The following is a 15,908-nucleotide window of genomic DNA, read 5'->3' as shown; positions in this document are numbered from 1 at the left end:
AGGGTCTTGCACCGGCTCGGTCGGGGGCGTATAACGCGCGTGCGCTGCGGCCGCGCGAGGCCCGTCGTCCGCCTGCCGCTACACACCTCTCCGGCGAGATGCAACCGGGTGCCGGGCGTCGGGGCGACTCGGTAGGTTCGCCGTGCACGAGAGCCGCGCGCCCGGACCGCCCGCGGCAGGAGGGAGACGTGCATGCCCGTCCAGTACGGCTACAAGCTCGCCGCCGAGGCGTTCGGCCCGGTGGAGCTCGTGCGCCAGGCGCGACTGGCCGAGGAGGCCGGCTTCGACTTCGTCGAGATCAGCGATCACTTCCACCCCTGGCTCGACTCGCAGGGCCACTCGCCGTTCGCCTGGTCGGTGCTGGGGGCGATCGCGGCGTCGACCGAGCGCATCGGACTGGCCACGGGCGTGACGTGCCCGACCGTTCGGTACCACCCGGCGATCATCGCGCAGGCCGCGGCCACGCTCGCGATCCTCAGCGAGGGGCGGTTCACGCTCGGCCTCGGCTCGGGCGAACGGCTCAACGAGCACGTCGTCGGCGCGGGCTACCCGCACGTCTCCGACCGGCAGCGCATGCTGCGCGAGGCGATCGAGATCATCCGGCTGCTCTGGTCGGGCGGGTACCACTCGTACGACGGCGAGTACCTGACCCTGGAGGATGCCCGGATCTTCGACCTGCCCGATGAGCCGCCCCTCATCGCGGTGGCCGCGGGCGGGCCGGATGCCGCGGGGCTGGCCGCCGAGCTCGGCGACGCCATGTTCGGCACCGACCCGGATCGTGCGCTCGTCGAGGCGTACTGGGCGCGCAGCGGCGACGGGCCGCGCTACGGCGAGGCGGCCATCGCGTGGGCTCCCGACGCCGATGCGGCGGCGCGCGCCGCGCACGAGACCGCCCGCTGGTCGCTGCTCGGCTGGAAGGTCATGAGCGAGCTGCCGAACCCGGCGAACTTCGAGGAGGCCTCGGTGTTCGTCCGGCTCGACGACGTCCGCGACCAGCTCTCGTGCGGGCCCGACCTCGCCGCGCACGTGGAGTCGGTGCGCGCCTACGAGCAGGCCGGCTACGACCGCATCGCGATCATGAACCTCGGCCCCGACCCCGACGGGTTCTTCGGCTTCTTCACCGACGAGCTCAGGCCCGCGCTGGTCGCGGGCTGAGCCGGGCGACGGCTCACCCCGCCGCGCAGGCGGTCTGCAGCTCGACGATCGCGGCCGTGAACTCGGAGAGGTCGGCCTGGATGCCGTCGTAGTCGGCGCCGGACGGATCCTCGGCCGCGTCGCGGACGATCCCGAAGTAGGTGCGGGTCGCGTCGGCGGCCTTCTCGGCGTACGGCCGGATCTCGTCGTTCGTGATCGCGTCGGTCGCGTCGAGGATCGCGGATTCGGCCGCATCGATCGTCGCGAGCGCCGCCTCCGGGTCGTTGACGAGGTCGTCCTGGATGTTGCTCGCGTCGACCTGGCCGAGTTCCTGCATGCCGGCGGCGAGCGTGTCGCAGGCCTGCGCGACCGTCTGCCCTTCGGCGCCCCCGGCATCGGGGGCGGAGGTGGTGGAGTCGGTGCTCCCGGGGCCGCCGCTCGAGGCGGGCGGCGCCACGGGCAGGCCGGCGCACCCCGCGAGGGCGAGGGCGAGCAGGGGCACGGCGAGGGCCGCGGCGGGCCGGATGGTGCGTCGTCGGGTCGTCACGTTCGGGTCCTCCGTTCGCGCGCACGAGGCGCGGTGCTGGTCACTCTGGCACATCCGCGCGGTGCCGTGAACGCCCTTGCGCTCGACCGGGCCCGACCTCCGCACGCGCGAACGGGGCCGTGAGGTCGACGGCTCGTCGCCTCACGGCCCCGGCGCGGTGCGGGTCAGGCGGCCGTTCGCTCGGCGGACCGGGCGAGCTCGTCGAGCACGCTGCGGTGTTCGGGGGTCCAGCCGAGCGCCCGGGCCGCGGCGCCGCTCGCCGCCTGGTCGAGGAGCAGCGCGTCGGCGAAGGCGGCGCCGAACCGGTCGTGCGAGGCCGCCGCGGTCTCGGGGACCACGCCGGCGGGGCCCGCGACCGACTCGACGATCGCCCGCACGGTGGTCGGCGAGCCGTCCGAGGCGATCACGCGGCCGAGCGGACCGTCGTGCTCGAGCACCGCGAGGTAGAGCCGGGCGAGGTCGTCGACGTGCACGAGCGTCCAATGCTGGCTCCCGTCGCCCACCAGCCGGATGGCGCCGTCGGGCGTCCGCGGGCCGTCGGCGATCATCGGCACGATGCCGCGGCCGCGCCCGTAGACGACGCCGGGCACGATGACGCGGGCGTCGACGGATGACGCGAGCAGTCGCTCCTCGATGGGCACGCGCCACGCGACGAGCTCCGGCGGGTCCAGCGGGTGGTCCTCGGTGAGATCCTCGCCCTCGCCGTACACCCAGACGCCGCTCGTGAGCACGACCCGGCGCCCGTCGGCGAAGGCGCCGATGGCCGCGTCGACCACCGCGGCGTTGAGCGCGTCGGCGCCGTCGGCCGGTGCGGCGGTGTGCACCAGGGCGTCGACGTCGGCGAGTGCGGCGGCGACGGCCGCGGCGTCGCTCAGGTCGACCCGCGCCGGCGTGGCGCCGCGCCGGGCGACGTCCTCCGCGGCGTCGGCGCTGCGCACGACGGCCCGCACCTCGTGTCCCGCACCGACGAGCACGTCGAGCACGGCCGATCCGATGAATCCGGTTCCCCCGGTCAGTAGCGTTCTCATGGAGAATACGGTATGGATTGGATACCGGTAACTTCAACGGAACTTCCCTCGAGGGAACCGGGCGGCGACGACCGGGCCCGCGCCGGACTGCGGCACGAGCGCCCGGCGGCGGAATCGAGGAGGACCCCATGGCGAGCACCAGCCCCGCGCAGATCGAGCGCCACCGCTCCCCTGGCGCAGCCCCGCTCGACGGGCCGTGCGAGGTCGGCGACCTCGACGTGCTCGACCCCGACTGCCCGAGCCGGATCGTCTTCGGCCGCATCGGCGAGCGCTGGTCGATGTTCGTGATCCTCGCACTGGCCGGCGGCACCCTGCGGTTCACTCAGCTGCGCGCGAAGGTCGGCGTCGTCACACCCAAGGTGCTGACCGAGACCCTCCGGGCGCTCGAGGCCGACGGCCTCGTCGAGCGCCGGGCCTACCAGGACTCGCCGCCTCGCGTGGAGTACTCGCTGACCCCGCTGGGCCGCTCACTGCTCGAGCCCATCCATGCGATGCGCACGTGGGCGGAGGCCCACGTGCCCGAGGTGCTCGAGTCGCGCGAACGTCACTCGGCAGCCGCCGACGAGGCAGTGCTCGCCGTCACCCGCTGAGCCGGTGTCGCGGTATTCTTGCGATTCTTCGCGCGTGCGAGCGCGAGAACGGAGCGAAATCCGGCCAGCGTCACCTCGTTCGCAGAACTTACTCGATTCTTCGGTTTGCGACGTCGGCCCGCTCATGTGAGCATGAGGCATGGTCACCGCCGATCGCGCCCGTTCCACGGCCCTCGCCGCCGCCTTCGCGCAGGCGCCTGAACCCGCGCCCGACGAGGTCGACGCGCTCACCCTCGGCCGCCGCATCCGCGACCGTCGCCTCGCCGCCGGGCTCACGCTCGGCGAACTCGCGGCCGCGATCGACCGCGCGCCGAGCCAGGTCTCGGCGATCGAGAACGGCAAGCGCGAGCCTCGGCTGTCGATGCTCCGCACGATCGCCCTCGCGCTCGGCACGACCGCCGACGAGCTGCTCAGACCCGACCCGCCCTCGGAGCGCGCGGCGCTCGAGATCGCCGTCGAGCGCGCGCAACGCGGGCCGGTGTTCGCGGCGCTCGGGCTCGAGCCGTTCCGCGTGGCGAAGACCATGAGCGACCAGACGCTGCAGACGATCCTCGCGCTGCACCACGAGATCGACCGGCTGCACCGCGAGCGAGCGGCGACGCCCGAGGAGGCGCGCCGGGCCAACGCCCAGCTGCGGGCCGAGATGCGCGCCCGCGACAACTTCTACCCCGAGCTCGAGGCGAAGGCGGCCGAGCTGCTCGAGGCCGTCGGCCACAGCGGCGGCCCGGTCTCGCACCAGCTCGTCGCCGACATGGCCAGCCACCTCGGCTACTCGCTGCACTACGTCGGCGACCTGCCGCACTCGACGCGCTCGGTCACCGACAAGCGCCACGGCCGCATCTACCTGCCGACGCAGCAGTCGCCGTCGCGCGACTCGCGCTCGCCGATCCTCCAGGCGCTCGCGAGCCACCTGCTCGGCCACGAGGAGCCGGCCAACTACGGCGACTTCCTGCGCCAGCGCATCGAGACGAACTACCTCACGGCCGCGATCCTGCTGCCCGAGCAGGCTGCGGTGCGCTACCTCTCCGAGGCCAAGAACCTGCGACGCATCTCGATGGAGGAGCTCCGCGACCACTTCGCGGTCTCGTACGAGACGGCCGCGCACCGGTTCACGAACCTCGCGACCGCGCGCCTCGACATCCCCGTGCACTTCATGAAGGTGCACGAGTCGGGCACCATCATCAAGGCGTACGAGAACGACTCGGTGCGCTTCCCGTCCGACGCGCTCGGCGCGGTCGAGGGCACCACGGTGTGCCGCAACTGGACGGCGCGCACCGTGTTCGACGTCGAGGACCGCTTCAGCCCCTGGTACCAGTACACCGACACGACGTCGGGCACGTTCTGGTGCACCTCGCGCATCGAGAAGGCCAAGGAGGGCGAGTACTCGGTCTCGGTGGGCGTGCCGTTCGAGCACGTCAAGTGGTTCCGCGGCCGTGAGACACCGCATCGCGCGGTGTCGCGGTGCCCCGACGAGTCGTGCTGCCGGCGCGCGCCCTCCGAGCTCGCCGAGCGCTGGGCGGATGCGTCGTGGCCCGCGGCGCGCACGCCGACCTCGCTGCTCGCGGCGCTGCCGACCGGCACGTTCCCCGGCGTGGACCAGACCGAGGTGTACCAGTTCCTCGAGGCGCACGCGCCTCGGGGATGACCGGCACCGTCTCGAGGCGCACGCGCCTCGGGGATGACCGGCACCGTCTCGACGCGCCCGCGCCGCGAGGATGACCGGCACCGTCTCGACGCGCACGCGCCGCGAGGATGACCGGCAGCCCCGGCGTCAGCCGAGCCGGTAGCCGCGTACCGCGTGCACCGCGAACGACTCGGGGTAGGCGGCGACGGCGGGCGGCTCGGGCGGGAACGCGAAGACGTCGAGCATGAGCTGCATGGGGTACTGCGGCGACTGGGCGACGCGCTTCGCGACGATGCCGTCGATCGAGAACACGACCTCGTCGGGTCGCCAGTCGACGGCGTAGCGGTGGGGCTCTCGCACGTCGCCCGCGAACGGCACGCGCTCGAACTCGTCGGTGATCGACGCGTCGCGGAACGGGTGCACGCCCATGCCGACGAGCGCGCTGCCGTCGGGGCGGATGTCGCGCCCGAACACCTCGAACACGCAGATCTCGGCCGATTGCTCCGGCTCCTCCTCGAGGCCGATCATCCAGAGCGCGGCCATCGCGTGCTCGTCGATGCCGTCGATCGCCGCGACGACCTCGATGCGCCCGAAGTGCGGCGTGTAGAGGCGCCGGTCGCCCTGGGCCTCGCGCACCACGAGCCCCTCGCGGAACGGGTGCTGGCCGGCATCCGACCCGACCGGACCGGAGCGCACGGCGGTCTGCAGGTTCGACACCCGGGTCTGGCCGTCGTACTCGACCGACCACGGGGGCTGGTCGGCGTCGACGCGCAGGCGCAGCACCCCGTCGCCCACGTCGTAGCGCGCGCGGGTGCGCTCGCGGCTCGACCACTGCGGCAGGTAGTACGGCAGCCACTGGCGCAGGTCGAGCTCGGGGCCGGAGAAGTCGGCGTCGAACTCGAGCAGGTCGGGCACGGGCGGGGGCACGGGCGGGGCGGGCGGCATGTCGACGATCCTGCCGAAGCCCTCCGACACCCGGCCCACCTCCCCGGCGCAGTGCAGGTGCGGAGCGCGCGTCGCCCGCGACATCCGGCCGCCGTGGGCGCGACCCGCGCTCCGCACCTGCGTTGCGCGGGGCGGCTTATTGTCCACGCGTGCAATACGTGGCATGATGGTGGCACCGACCGACTTGGAGTGATCCCGCGATGGGAACGACCGTCTACGAGCGCCGCCGCCCCGCGGCATCCGTCATCGACCACAGCCTCGCCCCCACCCGGCAGTCCGTGTTCTGGATCGAGGACCTGGCCGACGACGCCAGGCGCCCCCGCGCCCGCCTCGAGGGCGCGCGCGTCGCCGACCTCGCGATCGTCGGCGGCGGGTACACCGGACTCTGGACGGCCGTGCTCGCCAAGCGCGCCGACCCCGACCTCCGCGTCGTGCTCCTGGAGGCCCGCCAGGTCGGCTGGGCAGCCTCGGGCCGCAACGGCGGATTCTGCGAGGCGAGCCTCACCCACGGCCGCGAGAACGGCCTCGCGCGCTGGCCCGACGAGATCGACGAGCTCGACCGCCTGGGCCTCGCCAACCTCGACGCGATCGAGGCGAGCGAGGCCGAGTACGGCATGCGCTTCGACTTCGAGCGCAACGGCTCGCTCGACGTGGCGGTCGAGCCGCACCAGGTCGAGTGGCTGCACGAGGCCGCCGCCGATGCCGCCTCGCGCGGCGACGGCACGGTCCGGCTGCTCGACGAGCACCAGCTGCGAGAGCAGGTCGACTCGCCCGCCTACCTGGGCGCGATCTGGAACACGCGCACGAGCGCCATCCTGCACCCGGCGAAGCTCGCCGCCGAGCTCGCGCGCGTCGCCGAGGAGGCGGGGGTCGAGATCCTCGAGCACTCCCCCGTGAAGCGGCTCGAGACGCACGGGTCGACCGGCACCGTGCAGCTGATCACCGAGCACGGCCGCGTCGACGCCGAGCGGGCGGTCCTGGCCACGAACGTCTTCCCATCGCTGCTGACCCGCAACCGGCTCATGACCGTACCGGTCTACGACTACGTGCTGATGACGGAGCCGCTGACCGCCGAGCAGCAGGCCTCGATCGGCTGGGCGAACCGCCAGGGCATCGGCGACCTGGCCAACCAGTTCCACTACTCGCGCATGACGCGCGACGGGCGGATCCTCTACGGCGGCTATGACGCGATCTACCACTACGGCGGGCGCGTCCGGGAGGAGTACGAACGCCGCCCCGAGAGCTTCCGCACGCTCGCGAGCCACTTCTTCACGACGTACCCGCAGCTCGAGGGGCTGACCTTCACCCACCGGTGGGCGGGCGCGATCGACACCTCGACGCAGTTCACTGCATTCACGGGGCTCGCGCGCGAGGGCCGCGTGGCCTACGCCTCGGGCTTCACCGGGCTCGGCGTCGCCTCGACGCGGTTCATGGCCGAGACGATGCTCGACCTGCTCGCGGGCCGCGAGACCGAGCGGACGCGCCTGAAGATGGTGCGCACGCGCCCGCTGCCCTTCCCGCCCGAGCCCGCGGCATCCCTCGGCATCAACGCCACGCGCTGGTCGCTCGACCGCGCCGACCACAACGGAGGACGACGCAACATGCTGCTGAAGACCCTCGACGCCCTCGGCCTCGGGTTCGACTCGTGACCGGCGGCGACGGCCTGCCCGCGCGGCTCGCGGCCGGCGCGGTGACGGATGCCGCGACGCTCGCGCTCGCGCCCGAGCCTGTGCCGTCCGACCAGGTCGTGTCGGGCGCGCCCAGCACGGGGCACGCCGAGCTCGACCTCGCCGGCGGGCGCGCGGTCGGGGTGTGGGAGATGTCCCCCGGCGCCATGCGCGACACCGAGGCCGACGAGGTGTTCGTCGTGCTCGCCGGGCGGGCGACGGTCGAGTTCGTCGACCCCGCCCTGCCGGCGATCGAGCTCGTGCCCGGGTCGCTCGTGCGCCTCGACGCGGGAATGCGGACCGTGTGGATCGTGCACGAGACGCTGCGCAAGGTGTACGTGGCGCCGTAGCCGCGCGCCGCGGCATCCGTTGCCCCTCAGGCCGACAGCTCGACGTCGCGATCGGCGGGGACCGTGATCGCGGCCACCCGCTCGAGCTTCGGGTGCAGTTCGTCGCCGTGCTCGACGACACCGGTGTGCCAGGTCAGTCGCAGGCCGTCGGGCGCGTCGTGCAGCAGCGCGAGGTTGTTGTCGAACCACGGGCCCTTCACCGTGTGCCACTCGAACGGCGCGTCGGGCACCTTGACCGAACGGGCCGCCGCGGCCCCGACCGGCGTGGCCACGCCGTACGACATCACGACCGCGAACCACCGCAGGAACCGCGGCAGCGGGTTGCGCACGGGCGAGCACACGGCCTGGAGGATCCGTCCACCCCGGTCGCGCTCGACCTCGGCGAGGTAGGAGTAGTGCACGTCGCCCGAGAGGAACAGCACGTTCTGCGGCGCGGGGCCGCGCGCGCCGTCGGCGAGCTCGGCAATCATGCGCGCGACCGCCTGGAACGTGTGCTGCCACGCCGCCCAGTGCTCGAGGTCGACGGCCTGGCGCAGCCGCTCGCCGATCCGCGCGGCGGTGCGCCCCCAGGCGCCCTGCGAGATCGCCTCGTCCCACGCCTCGACGTGGTGCAGCCCCATCGGCAGCAGGAACGGCAGCGACGTCGCGATGAGCACCTGGCGGAACCCGCCCTGCAGCTGCGCGTCGAACCAGTCGAGCTCCACGCGATCGAGCAGGGCGCGGTCGTCGGGCTCGAGCTGGCGGGCCGCGCGCGAGTCGACCACGATCAGCCGCACGTCGTCGAAGTCGCGCGCGTAGCTCCACCGCACGCTCGTCGGCTCGCGGTCGCTCCGCTCGGCGAACGCGTCGAGCGCCTCGGTGAGGTCGAGCTCGCCCTCGCCGCCCTCGCGGTCGTGCGCGACCACGCGCTGCCACAGCTCGTCGTCGGCGCGCTCGCGCGGCGAGAGGTTGCCGAGGTGCTGGTACACCCAGTACGAGCCGAGGCCCGCGATGATGCGGCCGTGCCACCACGACGTCGCCTCCATCTTCCGCTTCCAGTCGCGCGAGGCGTTCCAGTCGTCGCGCACGTCGTGGTCGTCGAAGATCATCGCGGTCGGCACGGTCGAGAGCAGCCAGCGGTTGGCGCCGTCCGACCACGCGAGCTGGTAGAGGTGCGCGTACTCCTCGAAGTCCTTCAGTTCCTTGCCCGGCGGCTCGCGGATGTCGCGGCGGCTGCGGATGAAGTCCTGCATCTGCTTCGACGTGAGGTCGGCATACACCTGGTCGCCGAGGAAGAGGAGCAGGTCGGGGCGCTCCTCCGCGCCGGCCGCCATCGCGAGCGCGAAGGCGCGCATCGCGTCGACGCCGTGCGTGCGGTTGCCGTGCGAGTCGTGCGGCACGCTCGTCCGGCACGACCCGTATGCGAGCCGCAACCGGCGGCCGGGCGTGCGCGTGGCGATCACCGGCGCCGGGTACTCGGCGCCGTCGCGCGGGTCGGGTTCGGGCCAGGCGGGCACGCCGTCGATCTCGAGCGCGTAGGGCAGCTCACTCGCGGGCTCGAGCCCGTCCACCTCGACGAGCGCGTAGTGGTGGCCGTGCGCGGCGAACGTCCTGGCGCTCCACGACCGACCGCCCGCGCGCACGACCACGGTCGCGGCCTCGCGCGTCTCGACCCAGATGCTCGCGGACGTCTCGTCGACGTGCCGCAGCATCGGGCCGAGGAGGAGCGGCGATGCGGCCATGAAGCCGTTCTACCGTGTCGGCGGGCGCGGTGCCACGGGTTGTCAGGCGACGGAGCTCGCCGAGTCGCCGTTCGCGGCGACGTCGGCGGCCGGGCCGGCGGCCGTGCCCGTGTCCGGCGCGCCGACCGGGGTGATGCGGAACGTGCGCAGGAAGTGCTCGAGCGTCGCCGACTCGCCCGAGAGGATCGAGACGTCGCGCGCCCCGAGCCGCCCGGCGAGGAGGTCCCGGAACTCGCCGGGCGAGAGGGCGAGCTCGAGCGACGCCTCGAACGCGGGCTCGGGTGCCGCCCGGCGGGGCTGCGCCACCGCGCCCTCTCCGATCGCCACGACCTCGAGCGTGCCACCCACGACGACGGCGGCGACGGATGCCGCGGCCACGTGCAGCACGTACTCGGTCGGGGGCGTGCCGGTCGCGGCATCCGCCCGGAATGCGGCGCGCAGCGCGGTGATCACGCCCTCGCGCGTCACCAGCTCGCCTTCGGCGGGATCGCCGAGCGCCGACCACCCCCACCGCTCGAGCGCGAGCACGACAGGCGCGAGCTCGCGGCCGAACGCGGTCAGCTCGTAGCCGCCGCGCACGGTCGGCACGCGTCGCACGACGCCCCACTCCTGCAGCTCGCGCAGCCGGTCGGCGAGGATGTTCGTCGGGATGCGCGGCAGCGCGGCCTTGAGGTCGCCGTACCGCCGCGCGCCGACGAGCAGGTCGCGGACGATGAGCAATGCCCACCGCTCCCCGACCCGCTCGATCGCGCGGGCCACGCCGTCGTACTGGCCGAAGCCGCGCGCGGCGCGCGTCGCCATGCGGGTGCCCGGCCGATCAGGCCGTGCCGGGCTGGCCGGCGCCCTGCTGCGCCATGTAGGCCTCGGGGCCCATCTCGGCCGCCGCGGGCTCCATGAACAGGAACCCGAGGATGTTGCCGTCGGGGTCCTCCAGGTCGCGCGAGTACATGAAGCCGTAGTCCTGCGCATCGCGCGGCTCGGTCCCGCCGGCGGCGAGCCCCTTGGCGAGCACCTCGTCGACCTCGTCGCGGGAGTCGCGGGTGAACGCGATGCTCGTCTGGGCCTGGGTCTTCGGGTCGACGATCTGCTTGTCGGTGAAGGTGCCGAGGTACTCGCGCGTGAGCACCATGAAGTAGATGTTCTCGTCGAGGACGACGCACGCGGCGTTCTCGTCGGTGAAGGCCGGGTTGATGCGGAAGCCGAGCGCCTCGTAGAACGCCTTGGACCGGTCGAGGTCGGTCGTCGGCAGGTTCACGAAGATGCTGGTGGTCATGATGTCCTCCGGTGGTGATGAGCGGATGATCCGTGATGCGCCCAGCTTGCTCTTTGCAAGTGCACTTGTCAATAGCAAGTTAGAGGAGATCGGCGGCGGGCGACTCAGCGCCCGCCGCTGCGGCGCACGAGCAGCGCGAGGTGCAACGCCGTGAGCGTCTCGCCGTCGTCGAGGTCGGCTCCGAGCAGGTCGCCGATGAGCGCGAGCCGCTGGTAGAACACCGACCGCGACAGGTGGCTCGCCTGCGCGGCCGCCGTGCGGTTGCCCGGATGCGCGAGCATCGCGCCGAGCACGTCGAGCAGGTCGCCGCCGCGCGCGAGGTCGTACTCGATGAGCGGTGCGAGCATCCGCTCGCCCAGCTCCTGCAGCCGGTGGTCGTCGCGCAACGAGGTGACCAGGCGCACCAGCGGGCGATCCTGCGAGCGGCGCACCAGCACCCCTCGCGACGGGCGCGCCGGCGGAGTGCGCGCGAGGTCGAGGGCCTCCTGCACCGAGACGAGCAGTCCGTCGAGGTCGTGCGCCATCGAGCCGATCGCGAGCGCGACGCCCGCGCCGTCCGCGGTCGCGCCGACGCCCGCCCCGGCGCCCGCCCCGGCCGCGATCGACGCCGCGAAGCCCTCCGCCGCCGCGTCGTCGAACCGGGTGCCGGCCGGCAGCGACAGGAGCGCGATGCGCGCGGATGCCGGAGCCTCCCCCGACGACGGGCGCCCCTCGAGCGCCCGCCCGCCGAGGCGACGCGCCGCGTCGTCGGCCGCGCCCTCGCGGGTGCGCCCGGTCGCGACCAACCCGTACAGGTCGGTCCCCGTGAGCTCGAGCCCTGCCGCGGCGAGCCGCGCCGCCGCACCGCCCGCACTGCCGAAGCGGCCCGTGAGCAGGTGCTCGACGAGGCGCTGCCGGCCGATGCGGGCCCACGTGTCATCCTCGCCGTCGGCCAGGCGCCCCAGCGCGAGCGCGATCGCCCCCTGCTCGAGCACGCTCGTGCGGCCGGCCGGATGCGCCGGCCCCGGCAGCGCGATCAGGTGACCCCAGCGGATGCCGCGCGCCTCGACCGGCACGATGAGCCACCGGTCGGCGCCGGCCGCTCCCAGCGCGGCCCGACGGTGGGCGTCGCGCGAGCGCAGCTGCCATCCGCCGAGCACCTCCTCCTCGGCGTCGGGCGGCAGGTCGGCGGCGACCACCTCGTGCGCGAGGTTCTCGAGCACGACCGGCGCGCCCAGCGTCTGTGCGAGCTGCTGCACGATGTGATCGGCGGGCGCGCCGCGCAGGGCGAGTGCCGTGAACCGCTCGCGCACCTCGTCGCGCGCGTGCAGCGCGACGGTCTGCTCGGAGATGATGCGCCGGTGCACGGCCTCGGTGAGCGCGACGAACTTCACCTCGCGATGCAGCGCGGCGAGCGCGAGCCCGTGATCGGTCGCGGCCCGCACGACGACGGCGGGCACGTAGCGGTAGTGCGAGCCGAGCTCGAGCACGAGCCCCGCGATGCCGGCCTCGACGAGCGCGCCGATGAACGCCCGCAGCTCGTCGGGCTCGGCAGGCCAGCCCGAGCCGGTCGAGAGCAGCAGCTCGCCGCCGTTCAGGAGCCGGGCGACGCCCGCACTGTCCGAGACGTGCAGCCATCGCACGCGGGCATCGAGCGCCGCGCCGCCCACGAGCACCTCGGGCACGCCCCCCGCGACCGCGTCGAGCGCGAGGATCTCGCGCACGGTCGGAAGGCCGGCATCCGCGGCCGACGTCGCCGTCAGTTCAGCCGGACGATCCGTCCGGTTCGACTCGTCTTCGCGACGGTATGGCATCGGTTCGGCCTCTCCACCTCTGTCAGACTGGGGAAACGCCAGCCTAGACGACACCGGTCGATCTGTCCGATCCCGGCGTCCGGCGGCACCGCATCCCCACCGAAGGACTGATATGAGCCTCACCGAGCCCGCCACCTCGCCCGCCGAGACCGTCGATGTGCCGCAGATCGGGCACTGGATCGACGGCGCACTGAGCGCGTCGGCCTCCGGACGCACCGCGCCCGTCTACAACCCCGCGACCGGCGCGGTCCAGGCCGAGGTCGCCCTGGCCGACCAGGCCGAGATCGACCAGGCGATCGCCTCCGCCCAGCGCGGATTCGAGGTCTGGAGCGGCTACTCGATCGCGAAGCGCCAGGGCGTGCTCTTCGCGTTCCGCGAGCTGCTGAACGCCCGCAAGGGCGAGCTCGCCGCGATCATCACCGCCGAGCACGGCAAGGTGCTCTCCGACGCGATGGGCGAGATCCTCCGCGGCCAGGAGGTCGTCGAGCTCGCGACCGGATTCCCGCACCTGGTCAAGGGCGCGTTCTCCGAGAACGCCTCGTCGGGCATCGACGTGTACTCGATCAAGCAGCCGCTCGGCGTCGTCGGCGTCATCAGCCCGTTCAACTTCCCGGCGATGGTGCCGATGTGGTTCTTCCCCATCGCGATCGCCGCGGGCAACGCGGTCGTGCTGAAGCCGTCCGAGAAGGACCCGTCGGCCGCGCTCTGGCTCGCCCAGCTCTGGACGGAGGCAGGCCTGCCCGACGGCGTGTTCACCGTGCTCCAGGGCGACAAGCTCGCCGTCGACGGCCTCCTCACCTCGCCGGTCGTGCAGTCGATCTCGTTCGTCGGCTCGACCCCGATCGCCCAGTACATCTACGAGACCGCGTCCAAGCACGGCAAGCGCGTCCAGGCCCTCGGCGGCGCGAAGAACCACATGCTCGTCCTGCCCGACGCCGACCTCGACCTCGTCGCCGACTCGGCCGTCAACGCCGGCTACGGCGCGGCCGGCGAGCGCTGCATGGCGATCTCGGTCGTGCTCGCCGTCGAGCCCGTCGCCGACGAGCTCGTCGCGAAGATCTCCGAGCGCATCGCCAAGCTGAAGATCGGCAACGGCGCGGGCGTCGACGCCGGTGACGGCACGCACCGTGAGCCCGACATGGGCCCGCTCATCACCGACGTGCACCGCGACAAGGTCGCCTCGTACGTCGACATCGCCGAGGCCGACGGCGCGACCGTCGTGGTCGACGGCCGCGGCTTCACGGTCGACGGCCACGAGGACGGCTTCTTCTTCGGCCCGACCCTGCTCGACCACGTGCCCACCACGAGCCGCGCCTACACCGAGGAGATCTTCGGGCCGGTGCTCTCGGTCGTGCGCGTCGCCTCGTACGACGAGGGCCTCGAGCTCATCAACTCGGGCGAGTTCGGCAACGGCACCGCGATCTTCACCAACGACGGCGGGGCCGCGCGGCGCTTCCAGAACGAGGTGCAGGTCGGCATGATCGGCGTGAACGTGCCGATCCCTGTGCCGGTCGCCTACCACTCGTTCGGCGGCTGGAAGAAGTCGCTGTTCGGCGACAGCAAGGCCTACGGCGTGCACGGCTTCGACTTCTTCACGCGCGAGAAGGCCGTCACGAGCCGCTGGCTCGACCCGGCTGCGCACGGCGGCATCAACCTCGGCTTCCCCCAGAACCACTGACCCACTGACTCCTCCGCCGAGGTGACGCGAACCGTCGACGGTTCCGGATGGAACGACCGTTCGTCACCTCACCGGTCGAAAGGACTTCGCATGACCGACACGCTCATCCCCGAAGCGACGACGGATGCCGCGATCGCGGCGTCGTACGTCGACCGGCACGGCACGCGCCATCCGCTGCCCGACGCCGCTGCCGAGGCGCAGGTGCGCGCCGACGACCGCGCCCACGTGTTCCACTCCTGGAGCGCGCAGGCCCTCATCGACCCGCTGCCCGTCGCCGCGGGCGAGGGCTCGACCTTCTGGGACTACCAGGGCAACGCGTACCTCGACTTCTCGAGCCAGCTCGTGAACCTCAACCTCGGCCACCAGCACCCCGACCTCGTCGCCGCCATCCAGCAGCAGGCGGGTCGCCTCGCGACCATCCAGCCGGCGCTCGCGAACGACGTGCGCGGCGAGCTCGCGCGCCGCATCGCCGAGGTGGCCCCCGGCGACCTCGACACGGTGTTCTTCACCAACGGCGGCGCCGACGCCAACGAGCACGCGGTGCGGATGGCGCGCGCCGTCACGGGCCGGCGCAAGGTGCTCTCGATGTACCGCAGCTACCACGGCGGCACCGCGACCGCGATCTCGCTCACGGGCGACCCGCGCCGCTGGGCGAACGAGCCGAGCGACGGCAGCGTCGTGCACTTCCTCGGGCCGTACCCGTACCGCTCGTCGTTCCACGCGTCGAGCGAGGCGGAGGAGACCGAGCGCGCCCTCGCGCACCTGGAGCAGGTCATCACGCTCGAGGGCGCGAACACCGTGGCCGCCATCATCATCGAGACGGTCGTCGGCACCAACGGCGTGCTCGTGCCGCCGCCCGGCTACCTCGAGGGCGTGCGCCGCATCGCCGACAAGTTCGGCATCGTCTACATCGCCGACGAGGTCATGGTCGGCTTCGGCCGCGTCGGCGAGTGGTTCGCCGTGAACCACTTCGGCGTGACGCCCGATCTCATCACCTTCGCGAAGGGCGTGAACTCGGGCTACGTGCCGCTCGGCGGCGTCGTGATCTCGCAGCGCATCGCGTCGCACTTCGACACCGTGCCGTTCGCGGGCGGGCTCACGTACTCGGGGCACCCGCTCGCTTGCGCCGCGGGCGTGGCGACGTTCGAGGTGTTCGAGCGCGACGGCATCCTCGAGCGCGTCCGCGACCTCGGGTCGCGCGTCGTCGAGCCGCGCCTGCGCGAGATCGCGGAGCGGCATCCGTCGGTCGGCGAGGTGCGCGGACTCGGCCTGTTCTGGGCGATCGAGCTCGTGCGCGACCGCGAGACGCGCGAGCCGCTCGTGCCGTTCAACGCGTCGGGGGCGGATGCCGCGCCGATGGCGAAGGTCGCGGCCGCGTGCAAGCAGGCCGGCCTCTGGCCGTTCGTGCACTTCAACCGGATGCACGTCGCCCCGCCGCTCGTCATCACGGAGGACGAGCTCGTGCGCGGCCTCGACATCATCGACGCGGCGCTCGAGATCGCCGACGCCGAGCTCGCCTGACGCCGCCGCATCCGCTCTGCACCGACTGCCGCCCGCC

Annotated in this window: 14 protein-coding genes; 7 read left to right on the top strand and 7 right to left on the bottom strand. The window is 73.1% G+C overall.

Features of this window, described 5'->3' with window-relative positions; all coding sequences use genetic code 11:
- Positions 1-192: 192 nt before the first annotated feature.
- Positions 193-1,155, top strand: coding sequence for a TIGR03557 family F420-dependent LLM class oxidoreductase (locus tag JOD46_RS04365; protein ID WP_204391920.1), 963 nt, complete (start codon positions 193-195; stop codon positions 1,153-1,155).
- 13 nt (positions 1,156-1,168) lie between these two features.
- On the opposite strand, the gene JOD46_RS04360 is transcribed toward JOD46_RS04365, so the two are convergent.
- The gene (locus JOD46_RS04360) at positions 1,169-1,681 is read right to left on the bottom strand and encodes a hypothetical protein (protein WP_204391918.1); all 513 of its coding nucleotides are present in this window, start codon (positions 1,679-1,681) and stop codon (positions 1,169-1,171) included.
- A gap of 164 nt (positions 1,682-1,845) precedes the next feature.
- Complete coding sequence (locus tag JOD46_RS04355; RefSeq protein ID WP_204391916.1) at positions 1,846-2,709, bottom strand: NAD-dependent epimerase/dehydratase family protein; 864 nt, start codon at positions 2,707-2,709, stop codon at positions 1,846-1,848.
- A gap of 128 nt (positions 2,710-2,837) precedes the next feature.
- Between JOD46_RS04355 and JOD46_RS04350 the strand changes: the two genes are divergently transcribed.
- Both JOD46_RS04350 and JOD46_RS04345 read left to right on the top strand, forming a co-directional pair.
- On the top strand, positions 2,838-3,299 hold the full coding sequence (locus JOD46_RS04350; RefSeq protein ID WP_204391914.1) for a winged helix-turn-helix transcriptional regulator: 462 nt from the start codon (positions 2,838-2,840) through the stop codon (positions 3,297-3,299).
- Positions 3,300-3,438: 139 nt separating this feature from the next.
- Positions 3,439-4,944: a helix-turn-helix transcriptional regulator gene (locus tag JOD46_RS04345; RefSeq protein WP_204391913.1), complete on the top strand. Its 1,506-nt coding sequence runs from the start codon at positions 3,439-3,441 to the stop codon at positions 4,942-4,944.
- A 126-nt stretch (positions 4,945-5,070) separates the two neighbouring features.
- Here JOD46_RS04345 and JOD46_RS04340 read toward each other — a convergent pair whose 3' ends face one another.
- Positions 5,071-5,868 carry a glycoside hydrolase family 16 protein gene (locus tag JOD46_RS04340; RefSeq protein ID WP_204391912.1) on the bottom strand — a complete coding sequence of 266 codons (798 nt, stop codon included), beginning with the start codon at positions 5,866-5,868 and terminating at the stop codon, positions 5,071-5,073.
- A gap of 200 nt (positions 5,869-6,068) precedes the next feature.
- Here JOD46_RS04340 and JOD46_RS04335 point away from each other — a divergent pair, with 200 nt between their 5' ends.
- The gene (locus JOD46_RS04335; RefSeq protein WP_204391911.1) at positions 6,069-7,517 is read left to right on the top strand and encodes an NAD(P)/FAD-dependent oxidoreductase; all 1,449 of its coding nucleotides are present in this window, start codon (positions 6,069-6,071) and stop codon (positions 7,515-7,517) included.
- A complete protein-coding gene (locus JOD46_RS04330) occupies positions 7,514-7,885 on the top strand; it encodes a cupin domain-containing protein (RefSeq protein ID WP_307834904.1) in 372 nt (123 codons plus the stop codon). Before JOD46_RS04335 ends, JOD46_RS04330 begins: the two co-directional genes overlap by 4 nt.
- A 26-nt stretch (positions 7,886-7,911) precedes the next feature.
- On the opposite strand, the gene JOD46_RS04325 is transcribed toward JOD46_RS04330, so the two are convergent.
- The 4 genes from JOD46_RS04325 to JOD46_RS04310 all read right to left on the bottom strand — a co-directional run bounded on the left by JOD46_RS04325 (position 7,912) and on the right by JOD46_RS04310 (position 12,672).
- On the bottom strand, positions 7,912-9,606 hold the full coding sequence (locus JOD46_RS04325; RefSeq protein ID WP_204391910.1) for an alkaline phosphatase D family protein: 1,695 nt from the start codon (positions 9,604-9,606) through the stop codon (positions 7,912-7,914).
- Positions 9,607-9,648: 42 nt separating this feature from the next.
- Entirely contained in the window at positions 9,649-10,407 is a 759-nt protein-coding gene (locus JOD46_RS04320) for a winged helix-turn-helix transcriptional regulator (RefSeq protein ID WP_204391909.1), read from the bottom strand.
- Positions 10,408-10,423: 16 nt separating this feature from the next.
- Entirely contained in the window at positions 10,424-10,879 is a 456-nt protein-coding gene (locus JOD46_RS04315) for a VOC family protein (protein ID WP_204391908.1), read from the bottom strand.
- Between the two features lie 104 nt (positions 10,880-10,983).
- The gene (locus tag JOD46_RS04310) at positions 10,984-12,672 is read right to left on the bottom strand and encodes a PucR family transcriptional regulator (protein WP_239562578.1); all 1,689 of its coding nucleotides are present in this window, start codon (positions 12,670-12,672) and stop codon (positions 10,984-10,986) included.
- Between the two features lie 112 nt (positions 12,673-12,784).
- Between JOD46_RS04310 and JOD46_RS04305 the strand changes: the two genes are divergently transcribed.
- Both JOD46_RS04305 and JOD46_RS04300 read left to right on the top strand, forming a co-directional pair.
- On the top strand, positions 12,785-14,350 hold the full coding sequence (locus JOD46_RS04305; protein ID WP_239562576.1) for a CoA-acylating methylmalonate-semialdehyde dehydrogenase: 1,566 nt from the start codon (positions 12,785-12,787) through the stop codon (positions 14,348-14,350).
- A gap of 90 nt (positions 14,351-14,440) precedes the next feature.
- Complete coding sequence (locus JOD46_RS04300) at positions 14,441-15,871, top strand: aspartate aminotransferase family protein (protein ID WP_204391907.1); 1,431 nt, start codon at positions 14,441-14,443, stop codon at positions 15,869-15,871.
- Positions 15,872-15,908 lie beyond the last annotated feature (37 nt).

The sequence above is a fragment of the Agromyces aurantiacus genome (genome assembly GCF_016907355.1).
GTDB classification, from domain to species: Bacteria; Actinomycetota; Actinomycetes; order Actinomycetales; family Microbacteriaceae; genus Agromyces; species Agromyces aurantiacus.
This window is presented reverse-complemented; position numbering and strand designations above follow the sequence as displayed.